This is a genomic window from Micromonospora chalcea, assembly GCF_002926165.1.
Lineage (GTDB): Bacteria > Actinomycetota > Actinomycetes > Mycobacteriales > Micromonosporaceae > Micromonospora > Micromonospora chalcea.
Genome location: NZ_MAGP01000129.1, coordinates 33,995 through 49,484, shown reverse-complemented (window position 1 = coordinate 49,484; position 15,490 = coordinate 33,995). Strand labels below are relative to the sequence as shown.

General features: G+C 73.7%; 17 protein-coding genes. 9 read left to right on the top strand and 8 right to left on the bottom strand.

Annotated features, from left to right (window positions below; translation table 11 throughout):
• Positions 1–18: 18 nt before the first annotated feature.
• Both BAW75_RS21040 and BAW75_RS21035 read right to left on the bottom strand, forming a co-directional pair.
• Complete coding sequence (locus tag BAW75_RS21040; RefSeq protein WP_104114633.1) at positions 19–471, bottom strand: pyridoxamine 5'-phosphate oxidase family protein; 453 nt, start codon at positions 469–471, stop codon at positions 19–21.
• Positions 472–514: 43 nt separating this feature from the next.
• Entirely contained in the window at positions 515–1,108 is a 594-nt protein-coding gene (locus tag BAW75_RS21035) for a pentapeptide repeat-containing protein (RefSeq protein WP_104114632.1), read from the bottom strand.
• Between the two features lie 56 nt (positions 1,109–1,164).
• On the opposite strand from BAW75_RS21035, the gene BAW75_RS21030 reads away from it, so the two are divergent.
• Both BAW75_RS21030 and BAW75_RS21025 read left to right on the top strand, forming a co-directional pair.
• The gene (locus tag BAW75_RS21030; RefSeq protein WP_104114631.1) at positions 1,165–2,397 is read left to right on the top strand and encodes a serine hydrolase domain-containing protein; all 1,233 of its coding nucleotides are present in this window, start codon (positions 1,165–1,167) and stop codon (positions 2,395–2,397) included.
• Between the two features lie 54 nt (positions 2,398–2,451).
• Positions 2,452–3,093: an NAD(P)-dependent oxidoreductase gene (locus BAW75_RS21025; protein ID WP_043326240.1), complete on the top strand. Its 642-nt coding sequence runs from the start codon at positions 2,452–2,454 to the stop codon at positions 3,091–3,093.
• Position 3,094: 1 nt separating this feature from the next.
• Here BAW75_RS21025 and BAW75_RS21020 read toward each other — a convergent pair whose 3' ends face one another.
• Both BAW75_RS21020 and BAW75_RS32375 read right to left on the bottom strand, forming a co-directional pair.
• On the bottom strand, positions 3,095–3,559 hold the full coding sequence (locus BAW75_RS21020; protein ID WP_104114630.1) for a PPOX class F420-dependent oxidoreductase: 465 nt from the start codon (positions 3,557–3,559) through the stop codon (positions 3,095–3,097).
• Between the two features lie 31 nt (positions 3,560–3,590).
• On the bottom strand, positions 3,591–4,232 hold the full coding sequence (locus BAW75_RS32375; protein WP_104114629.1) for a DUF6642 family protein: 642 nt from the start codon (positions 4,230–4,232) through the stop codon (positions 3,591–3,593).
• Positions 4,233–4,488: 256 nt separating this feature from the next.
• Here BAW75_RS32375 and BAW75_RS21010 point away from each other — a divergent pair, with 256 nt between their 5' ends.
• Positions 4,489–5,268, top strand: a complete 780-nt coding sequence (locus BAW75_RS21010; RefSeq protein ID WP_043326248.1) for a D-Ala-D-Ala carboxypeptidase family metallohydrolase — start codon at positions 4,489–4,491, stop codon at positions 5,266–5,268.
• Between the two features lie 124 nt (positions 5,269–5,392).
• Here the strand turns inward: BAW75_RS21010 and BAW75_RS21005 are convergent, their stop codons facing one another.
• From BAW75_RS21005 to BAW75_RS20990, 4 genes are all read right to left on the bottom strand, one after another.
• Positions 5,393–5,977, bottom strand: a complete 585-nt coding sequence (locus BAW75_RS21005) for a hypothetical protein (RefSeq protein WP_104114628.1) — start codon at positions 5,975–5,977, stop codon at positions 5,393–5,395.
• Between the two features lie 87 nt (positions 5,978–6,064).
• The gene (locus BAW75_RS21000; RefSeq protein ID WP_244206197.1) at positions 6,065–7,489 is read right to left on the bottom strand and encodes an ATP-binding protein; all 1,425 of its coding nucleotides are present in this window, start codon (positions 7,487–7,489) and stop codon (positions 6,065–6,067) included.
• A 70-nt stretch (positions 7,490–7,559) separates the two neighbouring features.
• Positions 7,560–8,252, bottom strand: a complete 693-nt coding sequence (locus tag BAW75_RS20995) for a response regulator (RefSeq protein WP_420915042.1) — start codon at positions 8,250–8,252, stop codon at positions 7,560–7,562.
• A complete protein-coding gene (locus BAW75_RS20990) occupies positions 8,228–9,463 on the bottom strand; it encodes a sensor histidine kinase (protein WP_104114626.1) in 1,236 nt (411 codons plus the stop codon). The genes BAW75_RS20995 and BAW75_RS20990 overlap by 25 nt, the downstream gene beginning before the upstream one ends.
• Before the next feature lie 132 nt (positions 9,464–9,595).
• Here BAW75_RS20990 and BAW75_RS20985 point away from each other — a divergent pair, with 132 nt between their 5' ends.
• From BAW75_RS20985 to BAW75_RS20960, 6 genes are all read left to right on the top strand, one after another.
• On the top strand, positions 9,596–10,495 hold the full coding sequence (locus BAW75_RS20985) for an ABC transporter ATP-binding protein (RefSeq protein WP_104114625.1): 900 nt from the start codon (positions 9,596–9,598) through the stop codon (positions 10,493–10,495).
• Positions 10,492–11,277 (top strand): ABC transporter permease, encoded by a 786-nt coding sequence (locus tag BAW75_RS20980; RefSeq protein WP_104114624.1) that lies wholly within the window; start codon positions 10,492–10,494, stop codon positions 11,275–11,277. Before BAW75_RS20985 ends, BAW75_RS20980 begins: the two co-directional genes overlap by 4 nt.
• A gap of 2 nt (positions 11,278–11,279) precedes the next feature.
• The gene (locus BAW75_RS20975; protein ID WP_104114623.1) at positions 11,280–11,984 is read left to right on the top strand and encodes a YqeB family protein; all 705 of its coding nucleotides are present in this window, start codon (positions 11,280–11,282) and stop codon (positions 11,982–11,984) included.
• A gap of 153 nt (positions 11,985–12,137) precedes the next feature.
• On the top strand, positions 12,138–12,944 hold the full coding sequence (locus tag BAW75_RS20970) for a CDP-alcohol phosphatidyltransferase family protein (RefSeq protein WP_244206196.1): 807 nt from the start codon (positions 12,138–12,140) through the stop codon (positions 12,942–12,944).
• Entirely contained in the window at positions 12,941–14,704 is a 1,764-nt protein-coding gene (locus BAW75_RS20965) for an alkaline phosphatase family protein (protein ID WP_104114622.1), read from the top strand. Before BAW75_RS20970 ends, BAW75_RS20965 begins: the two co-directional genes overlap by 4 nt.
• A gap of 13 nt (positions 14,705–14,717) precedes the next feature.
• A complete protein-coding gene (locus BAW75_RS20960) occupies positions 14,718–15,461 on the top strand; it encodes an FkbM family methyltransferase (RefSeq protein ID WP_104114621.1) in 744 nt (247 codons plus the stop codon).
• The last annotated feature ends 29 nt before the right edge of the window (positions 15,462–15,490 follow it).

Here is a 15,490-nt window from a genome sequence, read left to right as displayed (position 1 = left end):
GCGGGATGGTGGGTGGCGTCAGTGGCGGGTGCGGCGGTGCAGGCCCCGGGTGGGGTGCCAGCTCTCGATCAGCAGGTGGTCGGGCGGGTCACCCACCCGGGTGAGCACCACCTCGGTCAGCTCGATCCGGAAGCTGTGCGAGCCGTCCTCGGCGGGCTGCTCCTCGTGCGCCCGGCCGGCGATCTTCGCGTCCCCGTCCCAGGTGGACGGGTCGTCCGGCGGGGCGTCCTCGGTCGGGCTGTGCAGCGCCACCCGAGGATCGCGGCGCAGGTCGAGCGCCTTGACCGCGCCGGCCATGCTGCCCAGCCGCAGCTGCCCGTCGTCACCGAAGTCGAACTCGGTGCCGCTGATCCGCGGCGAGCCGTCCCGCCGCAGTGTCGCCATCGTGCCGTGCTTGCGGACCGCGAAGCGGGCGCGTATCCGCGCCGCGAACTCGGGTTCGGCCGCCACCAGATCGGACCACCATGTCATGCGCCCGATTCTGGCCGGGAAACCTGACAACCCGCGGCAGCTTTCAGCCGACCTGGAAACCGAGCGCCTGGGCCAGCATCACCGCCTGCTCGGCGTCGATCCGCGCGCCGGAACGCTGCACCGCCGTCGGGTCGAGCGCGGACAGGTCGCTGCCGCGCAGGTCGGCCCGGATCAGCTTGGCGGCGTGCAACTGGGCGCCGGACAGGTCCACGCCGGTCAGCGTCGCGCCGGTGAGGTCGGCGCCGCTCAGGTCGACCTCCCGCATCCGTACGTCGGTGATCCGCGCCCCGCGCAGGTCGGCGCCGGCCAGCGTGACGAAGGACCAGTCGCCCCGGTCGACCCGCAGCGGGCGCAGGTCGCAGCGGTCGAACGTGCTGCCGACCAGCTTGCAGCCGGTGAACTCGGCCTCGAAGAGGTTGCACTTGCTGAACGAGCACCTGGTGAACGCCGAGTCGGTGTGCCGGGAGGCGTTGAACGCCACGTTGCCGAACACGCAGTCGGTGAAGACCGCGCCCCGGCTGACCGCCTCGGTCAGGTCGACGTGGAAGAACTCGCACCGTACGAAGTGCCTGTCGGCCAACTCCTCGGCGTACCAGTCCTCCTGGCGGTAGGTGACGTCCTCGACCGGCTCCGGCATGCCACCGACCCTAGTGACACTTCCCGGCCGCGGTACCTGCGGGTAGGTTCGCGGTCGTGAGTGTCACCGTGAGCACCGACCCCGGACGTGTCGGCCTCGATCCCGCCCGGCTGGCGCGGATCGACGAGCACTTCGCCCGGTACGTCGACGACGGCCGGCTCGCCGGCTGGCAGATCGTCGTCACCCGCCGGGGCGAGATCGCCCACTCCTCGACGTACGGGCTGCGCGACCGGGAGGCCGGTACGCCGGTCGAGGCGGACACGCTCTGGCGCATCTACTCGATGACCAAGCCGATCACCTCGGTCGCCGCGATGATGCTCTGGGAGGAGGGCCGGCTCGAGCTGAACGACCCGGTCAGCCGCTGGCTGCCGGAGTTCGCCGACGTACGGGTCTACGACCGGGGTTCGGTGCTCAAGCCGTACACGGTGCCGGCGGTCGAGCCGATCCGGATCTGGCACCTGCTCACCCACACCGCCGGCCTGACGTACGGCTTCGCCCAGGTGTCGGTGGTCGACGGCCTGTACCGGGCGGCGGGCTTCGACCTGGGCGTGCCGCCGGGCGCGGACCTGGCGGCGGCCTCGGCCGGGCTGGCCCGGCTGCCGCTGCTGTTCCAGCCCGGCACGAGCTGGAACTACGGCGTCTCCACCGACGTCCTCGGCCGCCTGGTCGAGGTGATCTCCGGGCAGTCGCTCGACGCGTTCTTCGCCGAGCGGATCCTGGGCCCGCTGGGCATGACCGACACCCGCTGGTGGGTGGACGCGGCGGACGCGAAACGCCTGGCCGCCCTCTACGCCCCGCACCCGGCGACCGGTCAGGCGGTACGCGCCGACGGGGTGGGCCGGGCCGCGCTGGCGGAGCCGACGTGGCACTCCGGCGGCGGCGGGCTGGTCTCCACGGCGGCCGACTACCACCGGTTCACCCAGTTCCTGCTGCGTGGCGGCGAGCTGGACGGGGTGCGCCTGCTCGGGCCGCGCACGGTGCGCTTCATGACCCGCAACCACCTGCCCGGCAACCGGGATCTGGCCTCGTTCTCGCCGGAGGGCTTCGCCGAGACGATCCTCGACGGGGTCGGCTTCGGGCTGGGCTTCGCGGTCGTGCTGGACCCGGTGCCGTCGCGGGTGCCGAGCAGCGTCGGCGAGTTCTACTGGGGCGGCCTGGCCAGCACCGCGTTCTGGGTGGACCCGGTGGAGGAGGTCACCGCGCTGCTGTTCACCCAGTTGATGCCGTCCAGCACGTACCCGCTGCGCAGCCAGTTGCGCCAGCTCGTCTACTCGGCGATCGTCGACTGAGCCGGTTCGGCGGAACTCCCGCCGCCCGCCGGCAGGCTGCCTAGCCTGTGAGTCATGAGCGACATCGTCGTGTTCGGCGCCGGCGGGACGGCGGGCTCGCGGATCGCCGCGGAGGCGGTCGAGCGGGGGCACCGGGTGACAGCGGCGGTGCGGCGTCCGGAGGCGGTCGGCTACCTACCCCCAGGCGTACGCACGGTGACCGGCGACGCCACGTCGGCGCGGAGCGTACGCGAACTGGCCGAGGACGCGGACGTGCTGGTGGTGGCCATCGGCGGCGGCGAGCGGGCCCTGTGGCGCGACGCCGCGCGGACGCTGGTCGACACGCTGCGTGAGTTGCCGGACCCACCTCGGGTGATCCACGTCGGCGGTGGCTCGACGCTGCTCACGCCAAAGGGGACCCGGTATCTGGACGAGCCGGACTTCCCGGAGGAGTACCGGGACTCGGCGCACGGTCAGGCCGACGCGCTGGAGTTCTACAGGTCCAGCGCCGACGGGGTGACCTGGACGTACGTCTCCCCGCCGCCGCTGGAGTTCCACCCGGGCGAGCGGACCGGGCACTACCGCACCGGCACCGACCACCCGGTGACCGACGCGCAGGGCCGTTCGGTGCTCACCTACGAGGACCTGGCGGTGGCGATCGTCGACGAGATCGAGGATCCGCGCTTCGGCAACGCCCGGTTCACGGTCGCGTACTGATTCAGTCGGCCAGCCGGGCCGGGAAGCCGCCGGTGGCGATCGGGCCCCAGGACTCGATCGTGACCCGGATCAGCGACTTGCCCTGCGCGACCATGGCCGACCGGTACTCGTCCCAGTCCGGGTGCTCGCCGGAGATGCTGCGGAAGTACTCGACCAGCGGTTCCAGCGCCTCGGGCAGGTCGAGCACCTCGGCCACGCCGTCGACCTGCACCCACGGGCCGTTCCAGTCGTCGGAGAGCACGCACGCGGAGACGCGCGGGTCGCGGCGGATGTTGGTGACCTTGGCACGCTCGGGATAGGTGGAGATCACCAGCCGGCCCTCGGCATCCACCCCGCAGGCCACCGGGGAGGACTGCGGGCGCCCGTCGGAGCGGGTGGTCATGAGCACGACGTGGTGGCGGGGGCGGAGGAACTCGATCAGGGCGTCCCGGTCGACCCGGGTGTTCTTCGCGATGCTGCGTGCCATGCCTCGGTTCTACCAGGCATGTCCGTCGTTCTCAGCGCGGGCGGCCGGCGGACCGCTGCGCGGTGACCTGCTCCGGCACGCGCGGGCGGGCCGAGGGCCGCCAGGCGCGGCCGTTGGCGTAGATCACCCGGAAACCGAGGTACGCGGCGAGCGGCGCCCAGTGCGCCGAGCGCATCCGCAGCTCGGCGGCGTTGTGCCGCTGCCCGTTGGCGAGCACGTCGAGCAGCACCGTCTCGAAGGCGGCCGACTCGACCCAGTCCACCTCGCGGGTGAAGCCGCAGATCAGCGCCGCGCCGGTGACGTCGAGGAACGCGCGCAGCGTGGCGTCGGAGGCGCGCAGCACCGAGCAGCTGCCGAAGTAGAGGCGGCGGCCCTCGCAGCGGCCGGCCATCCGCTCGGCCACGTCCGACAGCTCGACCGAGTCCCAGTCGGTGAGGCAGAGCCGGCTCGGCTCGCCGTGCATGGCGAAGAAGCCCACCCGGTGGTCGGCGTACTGCTTGAGCAGCCAGCGGTCGACGAAGTAGAACAGCTCGTCGCGGGTGGCCGCGTCCTTGTGGATGTAGCGGATGCGGCCGAGCCGCTCCAGCAGGTCGAGCGTGGGCAGGACGGACCCGCGTTCGTTGAGGTCGCGGTGCCACTGCCCCTCGACGCAGAACACGCCGCCACGCGCCAACGCCCACCTCCCCGCCCGTCGAGGTCGCCGCCCGGTCCGGGAGCAGACGTTACCGGTCACGTCCGACGGGCGACACCCGGCAGCGCGTACGCAAACAGGCAGTATTCACAGCCAATACCCAGCAACCGGGCGATGTGAGAACAATTTCCGCTAATCACCACGAAGAATCCTCGTACCTGTCACGGTGAGAGGGACGGGACGTACCGGTCGATGTGCCCGTCGGATCCCAGTTCCGCTCTGACATCGGGAGGACTCTGTGCGCGTCAACACCCTGAAGCGGGCGGCGGTCGCGTTCGCGCTGGCCCTGCCCGGGGCCGCCGTGGCGACAGTCGTGGCCGCGCCACCGGCGCACGCCGACGGCTGCTACACCTGGAACCGGACGCTGTCCCAGGGAAGCTCCGGCGACGACGTCCGGCAGCTCCAGATCCGGGTGGCCGGCTGGGCGGCGTACGGCGGCATCGTCCGGGTCGACGGCGTGTACGGCCCGGAGACGGCCGCCGCGGTCAAGCGCTTCCAGACCGCGTACGGGCTGCGCGCCGACGGCGTGGCCGGGCCGCAGACGTTCGCCAGGATCTACGACCTGCAGAAGGACAGCGACTGCACGCCGAAGCACTTCAGCTACGCCGAGCTGGACAACGGCTGCGGCAAGGGCGGGTGGGCCGGTGGCCCGCTCTCCGCGTCGGCCACCCGGGAGAACGCGCTGCGCACCATGTGGAAGCTGGAGGCGCTGCGGCGCAGCCTCGGCGACAAGCCGCTCTACGTGACCAGCGGGTTCCGCAGCATCGCCTGCAACCGGCAGGTCGGCGGCGCCGCGGACAGCCAGCACCTCTACGGCAACGCGGCCGACCTGATCGCCAAGCACCGCAGCCTCTGCGACATCGCCCGCTCGGCCCGCAGCCGGGGCTTCAGCGGCATCTACGGCCCCGGCTACCCGGACCACGACGACCACACGCACGTCGACTCGCGGCGGGAGAACAACCGGGACAAGTCGTCGAACACGAAGGGCTGGTCCGCACCGGACTGCGGAGTCAAGTGATGCGGTGACGGCGGCCCGGACCGGGGGTGGGGGCTCCCCGTCCGGGCCGCCGTCGGCATGCTCCGGCGCGACCGACGCCACTCCGCGACGGGGCGTCGGCGCGACCGGAACCGGGCGCCGGGCGTCAGCTCGCCCGGGGCCAGCGGGGCCGGGCGGTGGGAGCCGACCGCCCGGCGACCGGCCGCAGACCGGGCCGCACCGGCGGCGCGGCGGCCCGCGGAACCGCACCGCGCGCCGCCTGCGCCGCGGCGGGGCGGGCGGCCTGACCCGGCACCGACCGGGCCGGCTGTCCGGGCACAGGGCGGCCGGCCTGACCGGGTACGCCGGGCCGCGCCACCTGACCGGGTACGCCCGGTCGCGCCGTCTGACCGCGGGCGGCCTGCCCGGGGGCGGGACGGGCGCCGGACGGTCCGGTCAGCACGAACGGGAAGGGCACGTGCACGAACGGGTTGCCGTGCCGGATCAGCGCGTCGATCTGGCGGTCATTGAGACCGTGTGTCTCCAGCACGCGCCGGCCCCAGCGATGCAACCGGCAGGGGAACGACGAACCGTCGTTGCGGCACTTCGGCCCCGCGGGCCACTCCTCGGCGGCGTGCACCACCACCGCCCGGACCGCGAGGCGGACGTCCTCGGGGGTCAACGGCGCCGGTACCGGCACCTCGCCCAGGATCTGGTCGATGGGATCCGTCGACTGCTCACCAACTCGCACGGCAGGCCTCCCGCAGTTCGGCAGCGGTGCGGCGGAACGGCCGCACCACATCCTCGACCACTGGTACGGCCGGATGACGGCAGCAGTTCAATCCCGCCACGCGGCGAGCAGTTCGGCCGGCCCGAGCGCGGTGACTCCGTCGACCGCACGGCCACTGCGCACCACCGCGACGACCGGTGTGTGGTCGTCGGCGCCCGGTAGCTGGGCGCGGTGGTGAAGCAGCCGGGCCAGGTCGTGACCGTCGAACGCGCCGTTCTCCAGCCACTTGACCGAGCCCACGAACGTGATCCGCTTGGCCACCGGGCTCCGATCGCCGCCGACCAGGTCGATCTCGGGATCGTTGGTACGCGTCCAGTAACCGCCCACCTCCGCCGTCCCGGACGGCAGGCTCCCCGGCGGCAGCCGCCGCAGGGACTCCCGGATCACCGGCTCGACCGCACGCCCTCGCCATGAGGTCCAGGACGAATGGATGCGGGCGAGCGTCAGATCCCCTCTGCCGCGCTCGATCTCGGCGAGGTAGGGGTCGAGGAAGGCGAGCCAGAAGCGGAGATACGGATCGGCGACCACGTAGCGGGTCTCGCGCGACGGACGGGTGGACAGCGGGACGGCGGCCTCCACGACCCGCTTGTCGGTCAGCAGTCGGAGCGCGCGGTGCAGCGACGCCTGCGGGATTCCGCCGGCCGCCCGCGCGATGGAGGAGGAGGTGCGCTCCCCGGAGCCGATGGCGCGCAGCACCACGCCCGGCTGGGACTGCGGCGGAAACTCGGCAGCGAGGGCCCGTTCCCCGCTGACGAGCAGCGCGGAAGTGGGGTCCGGGACGGCCTGGGCGAGGTAGTCGCGCACGGTCTCGCCGGGGGCCCAGTCGTCGAGGACGAGCGGCAGGCCACCGGTGACGAGGTACGCGTCGATGGCATCCGCCGGCGGCAACTGGAGCATCTCGGCCACGTCGCCGGGGCTCAGGGGCGGCACGACCATCTCGGTCGCGCGCTGGTGGAACGGGCGGCCGTAGTCGTTGAGCGCCTCCATCATCGCCAGGTCCGAGCCGACGCAGATCAGCAGGACCGGCCGACGGGACAGCTCCCGGTCGAAGACCTTCTGGAGGGTGCCCTCGAAGCCGGGGTCGGTGGCGATGAGGTAGGGCATCTCGTCGAGCACGACGACGCTGGGCTGATCCGTGGGCAGCGCGGCGGCGAGGAGGGTGAGAGCCGCGTCCCAGGTGGCCGGCGCCTGTCCGGCGAACAGACCCGCTCCAGGGAGCGTCGAGCCGGCCGCCGCTTCGACGAAGAGCCGCAGGTCGGCGGCGGGGGTGGGTTGCGCCGAGGCGGTGAAGAAGAGGTGGGGTACGCCCGCGCGCTCGACGAACTCCTCAACGAGGCGGGACTTACCCACCCGTCGGCGTCCACGCATGAGCAGCGCCCGTCCCGGGCGCCCCGCCCGGCCGCCGCGTTCGACGCGCGCCAACATGCCGTCGAGCCGGGCCAGCTCCCTCGTCCTGCCGACGAAACCGGCCACGTCATCACCTCATACTATCAGGACGGATACTCTCATCTCTGATAGTATCCCGAATGAGAGTGTCTGCGCCTCAGACCAGGCCGGCGTCCTGGACCAGCAGGGCCACCTGCACACGGTTGTTCAGGCCGAGCTTCGTCAGCAGCCGCGACACGTACGCCTTCACCGTCGCCACGCTCATGAACAACTCGGCGGAGATCTCCGCGTTGGTCCGGCCCCGGCCGAGCAGCACCGCGACCTCCCGTTCCCGTTCGGAGAGCCCGTCGAGCAGCCGTACCGCCCGCTCCCGCTTCGGGTCCGGGCCGGGTGCCGGCGCGGCACCGGTGACGTGCGCGATGAGCTTGCGGGTCACCGCCGGGGACAGCGTCGCCTCCCCCGCCGCGACCCGGCGTACCGCCGCCACGATCTCGGCCGGCGGGGTGTCCTTGAGCAGGAAGCCGCTCGCCCCGGCCCGCAGCGCCCGCAGCACCTGCTCGTCCGCGTCGAACGTGGTGAGCACCAGCACCTCGGGCGGTTCCGCTGTGGCACGCAGCGCCTCGGTGGCGGCCAGGCCGTCGACCCGGGGCATGCGGATGTCCATCAGCACCACGTCCGGGGCGTGGGCGGCGACGGCGTCGGGCACCTCGGCGCCGTCGGTGGCCTCGCCGACCACCGCGAGGTCGGGTACGCCGCCGAGGATCATCGACAGCGCGCCACGGACCAGCGGGTCGTCGTCGACGATCAGCACCCGTACCGGGGCGCTCACTGCGCCGCCCAGGGCAGCCAGGCGGTCAGCCGGAACGTGCCGTCGGCGTCCCGCCCGTGTTCCAGGCGGCCACCGGCGAGCGTGACCCGCTCGGCGATGCCGACCAGGCCGGTGCCGGTGCCCGGGATCGCGGTGGCCGGGCTGCCCACCGGCCACGGGTTGCTGATCTCCACTACCAGCCCGTGCCCCGGGCCACCGGCCAGCCGGACGGTCACCACCGCGCCGGGCGCGTGCTTGCGGGCGTTTGTCAGCCCTTCCTGCACGATCCGGTACGCGCTGCGCCCGATCGCCGCGGGCACCGCCTCCGGCTCGGCCACCTCCTCGATCACGCCGACCCGTACCCCGGCGTCGCGGCTCTCGGCGACCAGCGCGGGCACGTCGGCCAGCGTGGGCTGCGGCCGTTCGGGCGTGGCCTCGGAGCCGACCTCGGCCCGCAGCACGCCGATCACCTCGCGCAGGTCCTGGAGCGCGGCGTGCGCGCTGGCCCGGATCACCCCGGCCGCCCGCGCCACCTCCTCCGGCGGCGCGTCCGGCCGGAACTCCAGCGCGCCCGCGTGCAGGCTGAGCAGGGAGATCCGGTGGGCGAGCACGTCGTGCATCTCCCGGGCGATCCGGCCGCGTTCGAGCTGCCGGGCCTGGTCGAGCCGGAGCTGCTGCTCGGCCTCGGCCCGCTCGGCGCGGTCGCGCAGGGACAGCACCAGCTGGCGGCGGGCCCGGACGAACAGCGCCCACGCCACCACCACGCCGATGAACAGCGCGGTCCAGATCACCGAACCCCAGAACGGCATCGTCGGGTCGGGCCGGACGGCGAGGTAGACCGGCAGGCTGAGCACGTTCCAGGCCGCCAGGGCCAGGCCCACCGGCAGTGGCCGGTGCACCAGCACGGTGAACGTGATGACGAGCAACGCGACGCCGGAGGTGACCGAGAAGAACACCAGCGGCGCGGTGGCCAGTGCCAGCCCGACCGGCCAGCGCCGGCGTAGCCAGAGCGCCCCGCTGATCCACAGGCCGATCAGCAGGTCGACCTCCTCCAGCCAGGCCGGACCGGCGTTGAGCCCGAACTCCGGGCTCGCGCTGGTGACGTCGCCGTGGGCGATGAGCACCCAGAGCAGCGAGGCCACGAACAGCGCGCCGTCGACGAACCAGTCCCGCGGGGTCCGCCGGGCGGTCCGGGCGGGCACCAGGGAGCCCGGCAGGAGCCAGGGATGATCGGGTACGACGGCGCTGCTCACCCACCCATGCTAGGAAGCCGTCCGGACCGGCTACCAGCTACCAAAGTCGACGACTGCGGTGAACCGAGGTCGACGGCGACGCCGACCGCCGGCCGCAGCGCGTGGCCGGGTGGCCCCGGCAGGCTCGAAGGCATGATCGAAGTCGACCAGCTCACCAAGCGGTACGGCCCGCACACCGCCGTCGCGGACGTCACGTTCCGGTGCGAACCGGGCACGGTGACCGGTTTCCTCGGGCCGAACGGCGCCGGGAAGTCCACCACGATGCGGATGATCTGCGGGATGACGCCGCCCACAGCGGGCGGCGCCACGGTCGCCGGCCGCCCCTACCGCGACCTGCCCAATCCGGGGCGGGAGATCGGCGTGCTGCTCGACGCCTCGGCGCAGCACGCCGGACGCACCGGACGGGAGGCGCTCACGCTCGCCGCCCGCACCATGGGCGTGGACCGGGCGCGGGTGGCGGCGGCACTGGACCGGGTCGGGCTGAACGAGACCGCCGCCCGGCGCCGCGTCGGGGCGTACTCCCTGGGCATGCGGCAGCGGCTCGGCCTGGCGCTGGCGCTGCTGGGTGACCCCCGGGTGCTGATCCTGGACGAGCCGGCCAACGGCCTCGACCCGGAGGGGATCTTCTGGATGCGCGGCCTGCTGCGCGACTTCGCCGACCGGGGCGGCACGGTGCTGCTCTCCTCGCACCTGCTGCGCGAGGTGGAGGCGGTGGCCGACCGGCCGGTGGTGATCGGCGGGGGCCGGGTGGTCGCCCAGGGCGGCAAGGACGAGTTGCTGGCAGGCGCCGGCACGCTGGTGCGCGCCCGCGACGCGCACGCCCTGCGCCTGACGCTGGAGCGGGCCGCGCTGCCCGCCACGGCCGGCACCGACGGCGGCTACGTGGTCCGGGCCGAGCCGGGTCAGGTCGGCCAGGCCGCGGCGGACGCCGGACTGGTCCTCACCGAGCTGCGCCCGGCCGGCAGCGGCGGCCTCGAACAGCTCTTCCTCACCCTCACCGCCGGCGCGTCGACCAAGGAGGCCGTCCGATGACCACCACCACCCGTACCCCAGCGCCGCCGCGTCCCGAGGCCGCCGTCGCCGGACCGACGCTGGCCCGGCTGACCGGCGTGGAGCTGCGCAAGCTCGCCGACACCCGGGCCGGACGGTGGCTGCTGATCACGATCGGGCTGATCGCGGCCGTGATCGTGGTGGTGCAGCTCTTCGTCGTCGAGGCGCCGGACCAGACGTTCACCGCCTTCTTCACCCCGTCGCTGCTGCCGGTCGGCCTGCTGCTGCCGGTGCTCGGCATCCTCTCCATCACCGGCGAGTGGTCGCAGCGCACCGCGCTCACCACGTTCGCGCTGGTGCCCCGCCGGGAACGGGTGATCGTCGCCAAGCTCGCCGCCGTGGTGCTGGCCGCGCTCGCGTCGGTGCTGGTCAGCCTCGCGGTCGCCGCGGTCGGCACGCTCGCCGCCGGCGCCACCGGCGGGGCGGGCGCCTGGACGTTCGACTGGCAACTGCTGCCGCACGCGGCCGTGTTCCAGGTGGTGAACGTGCTGATGGGCGCCGCGTTCGGGCTGCTGGCCCGGAACACGCCGCTGGCGATCGTCACCTATCTGCTGCTGCCCACGGTGTGGAGCCTGCTCGCCGCGATGATCTCCGCGCTGCGGGAGCCGGCCCGCTGGCTCGACACGTCGTACACGATGGAGCCGCTGCTCGGCGCCGAGATGACTGGCGGGCAGTGGGGCCGGCTCGGCGTCTCGCTCGCCGTCTGGGTGCTCCTGCCGCTGGTCGCCGGTCTGGTCCGCACGCTGCGCCGGGAGGTGTCGTGACCATGGTGGCCCGGCACACCGGCGAGGACGTCGTGGTCGACGGCGGGCGCGGCGAGCTGGTGCTGTTCTGGGCGGGGTTCCCGCTGCTCGGGGCGGCGCTGGGCGCCGGGCTGACCGCGCTGTCCGGCTGGATCGCCGGGCTGCCCTGGTTCCCGTTCCAGGGCCTGTTCGAGCTGCTCGACCGGTGGCCGGACGAGCGGGCGTACCCGATCGGGGCCGGGCTGGGCCTGCTCGGCGGCCTGGCCCTGGCGGTGGTGGCGGTACGCGACCGGCTGACCGTCACGGTCGGGCACCGCACGGTACGGCTGCACCGCGACGGGCACGGCCGGGACGTGGCCCGCGCCGACGTCGCCGGGGTGTTCGTCGACGGTGAGGCGCTGGTGCTGCTGGACACCGCCGGTGGCGAGCTGGCCCGGGAGAAGTCCGACCTGGACACCGAGCGGCTGCGGGAGGCGTTCACCCGGCAGGGCTGGCCGTGGACCGGGCAGGACCCGCACCGGGACGCGTACCGCAGGTGGGTCGAAGGGCTGCCCGACGTGCCGCCGGGCGCGGACGCCCTGCTGCGCGCCCGGCAGCGGGCGCTCGACGGCGGCCACGACGCCGAGACCCGGGAGCTGCACGGGGAGCTGGCCCGGCTCGGCGTCGTGGTCCGCGACGAGGGCAAACGGCAGTACTGGCGGCTGGTCCCCGGACCGCCGCCGCGCTGACGGCCTCCGCTCCGGCGCCTGATCCGCGCGGTGCCCGCCGCGACGCCGGTGGACGTGACAAGTCACATCGCTGGCGCGTTTCCGGCATCAGAACGAACTGTTCGGGCATGTTCTCCGTACACAGGTGTGGTACGTGACGTCTACCTCGGAGGCATGGTGTCCGCAGTTCGAACTGATCCATTCGCGGGGGCGATACTCCAGGTCGGCGTACTGGCGGCCCTGGCCGGCACGGTCGGCCTGAGCGCGTACGGCTGGCTGGCCGGTCTGCTCTTCGGGGTGGTCATGGTCGCGGCGCTCGGATACGGGCTGCGCCGCTCGGGCGCGGACCGGCTCGGCCCGGCCGACTGGGTGACGCTCACCCGGGCCACGCTCGCCGGCGGGGTGGCCGCGTTGACAGTCGAGGCGTTCCGCGGCCCGATCGCGGTGCCGGTGCTGGTCGCGCTGGCCGCCGTGGCGCTCTCCCTGGACTGGGTCGACGGGCAGGTGGCCCGGCGCACCGGCACGACCAGCGCGCTCGGCGCCCGGTTCGACATGGAGGTCGACTCCTTCCTCGTCCTGGTCCTCTGCGGGTACGTCGCCGACCAGGTGGGCGCCTGGGTGCTGGTGATCGGCGCGATGCGGTACGTCTTCGTCGCCGCCGGCTGGGTGCTGCCGTGGATGCGCGGCTCGCTGCCGCCGCGCTACTGGCGCAAGGTGGTCGCCGCCACGCAGGGCATCGCGCTGACGATGGTGGCGGCCGGTGTGCTGCCCCGGCCGCTGGCCCTCGCGGTGGTGCTCGGCGCGCTCGCGCTGCTGGTCGAGTCGTTCGGACGCGACGTCGGCTGGCTGTGGCGGCACCGCGTGCGGCCGGCGCTCCCGGCGGCGCCGGTCTCCCCCGCGCCGGCGGGCCACGGGTCCGAGTGGACGCCGGGCACGCGGATCGTGCGCCAGCCCGTCGAGGTCGGCGGGCGGCGCCGGTGACCGACCTGTCCCGGCCGGCCGACGGCGACGACGTCTCGACCGGCGCCACGTCCACTGGCGACAGCACACCGGCCGAGAGCGGCGACCGCACCCCGGACGGCGCCGCGACCGACAGCGAGACGAGCGACCCGGGTGACAGTGCCGTCGGCGCGTGGAGCGCCCGGCGGCTGCTCGGCGCGGCGGTCACCGCGCTGGCCGGAGCGCTCGTGCTGGTGGCCCTGGTCGCGCCGAGCGAGGTCAAACTGCTGTCCCTCGGGGCGTTGCTCCGCATCCCGGTGGAAGGGCTGCTCGCCGTCGCCCTGCTGCTGGTCCTGCCGGCCCGCCCGCGCCGCGTGGTGGCCACGCTGCTCGGCGCGCTGCTCGGCCTGATCCTGGTGCTCAAGGTCACCGATCTCGGGTTCTCGATGGTGCTCGACCGGCGCTTCGACCTGATCGCCGACTGGACGTTCCTCGGCGCGGGCGCGGAGTTCCTGTCCGAGTCGTACGGCGGGGCCGCCGAGGTGGGCGCGATCGCCCTGGCCGTGGTCGCGGCGCTCGCCGTACCGGTGCTGGTGACGCTCTCGGCGCGGCGGCTGGCCCGCGCCGCGACCGCCCACCGCCGGGTGACCACGCGCGCCGTCACCGCGCTCGCCGCCGCCTGGGTGGTCTGCGCCGTGCTCGGCGCGCAGATCGTGCCCGGCCTCCCGGTCGCCGCGGACAACTCCGCCGCCGACGTCTTCGACCGCGCCCGGCAGGTGCGGGCGGGCCTGAACGACAAGGAGACACTGAACACGCAGCTCGCCGGTGACCCGTTCCGGGACGTGCCGGGCGAGCGGATGCTCACCGCGCTGCGCGGCAAGGACGTGCTGTTCACGTTCGTGGAGAGCTACGGCCGGGTCGCGCTGGAGGACCCGGAGCTCGCCCCGGAGGTGGACGCCGTCCTGGACGAGGGGACCCGGCAGTTGCGCGCGGCCGGTTACGACAGCCGCAGCGCGTTCCTCACCTCGTCCACCACCGGCGGTGGAAGCTGGCTCGCGCACGCCACGCTGATGAGCGGCATCCGCACCGACAACCAGTTGCGCTACACCAACCTGGTACGCAGCGACCACCTGACCCTCAACGGCGCGTTCAAGCGCGCCGGCTGGCGGACCGCGCTCGTCATGCCGGCGCTGAACCGGGCGTGGCCGGAGGCGGCATTCTTCGAACCCGACACGCTGTACGGGGCAAAGGAACTCGGCTACAAGGGGCCGCTGTTCAGCTTTTCCTCGCCACCGGACCAGTACACGCTGGCGGAGTTCCAACGCCGCGAGCGCGGCCCCGGGCGTACGCCCGTGATGGCCGAGATCCCGCTGCTCTCCAGCCACCTGCCGTGGACGCCGGTCCCGCCCCTCGTCGGCTGGGACGACATCGGCGACGGCTCGGTCTACAAGGGAACGGCGCGCGCCGACCGCTCGGCGGAGGGCACCCGGGAGGCGTACCGGCAGGCCGTCGTGTACTCGCTGCGCACGCTCATCTCCTACGTGCAGCGGTACGGTGACGAGAACCTGGTGCTGGTGTTCCTCGGCGACCACCAGCCCGCCCGCACGATCACCGGCGACGACGCCGGCAAGGACGTGCCGATCACCGTCGTCGCGAAGGACCCGGCAGTGCTCGACCGCATCGCCGGATGGGGCTGGCAGGACGGGCTCAACCCGGACCCGCAGGCCCCGGTCTGGCCGATGGAGTCGTTCCGGGACCGCTTCCTGCGGGCGTTCGGACCGCAGTCCACCACTCACAGTTAGGGATGTCGTGACGATGCTCGCGCGGGCCTGGGGGATCACCCGTTCCCTGGCCGTCTACCACGGTCAGCCGGCCAAGCACCGGCGTGCCCGGCAGCTCTACGGGCAGTTCCTCTCCCCCGGCGACCTCGCCTTCGACATCGGCGCCCACGTCGGCGGCCGGGTGCGCACCTGGCGGCGGCTGGGCGCGCGGGTGGTCGCGGTGGAGCCGCAGCCCGACTGCCTGCGGGTGCTGCGCCTGGGCTTCGGGCGGGACGCCGACGTGGTGATCGAGCCGACGGCGGTCGGTGCGCGGTCCGGGAGCGCGCGGCTGGAGCTGTCGTCGGCGACGCCGACGGTGTCCACCATGTCGTCGTCCTGGATCGAGTCGGTCACCGCCGATCCGAGCTTCGCCGGGGTCCGCTGGGACCGGTCGGTCGAGGTGCCGGTGGTGACGCTCGACGACCTGGTGGCGCGGCACGGCGTACCGGCGTTCTGCAAGGTCGACGTCGAGGGCTTCGAGGTCGACGTGCTGTCCGGGCTCAGCCACCCGGTGCGCGGGCTGTCCTTCGAGTACCTGCCACCGGCGCACGACGCCGCGCTCGCGTCGCTGGACCTCGTGGAACAGCTGGGCGCGTACCGCTACAACTACTCGCCGGTGGAGACCATGCGGTTCGCGAGCGAGAACTGGCTGGACGCGGCCGGGCTGGTGCGGCTGCTGGAGACGTACCGCCCGGCCGGTCGCTCCGGCGACGTCTACGCCCGGCTGTCGGACTCCTGACGTAGGGTCGGCCCCGAGCACGAGCCGAG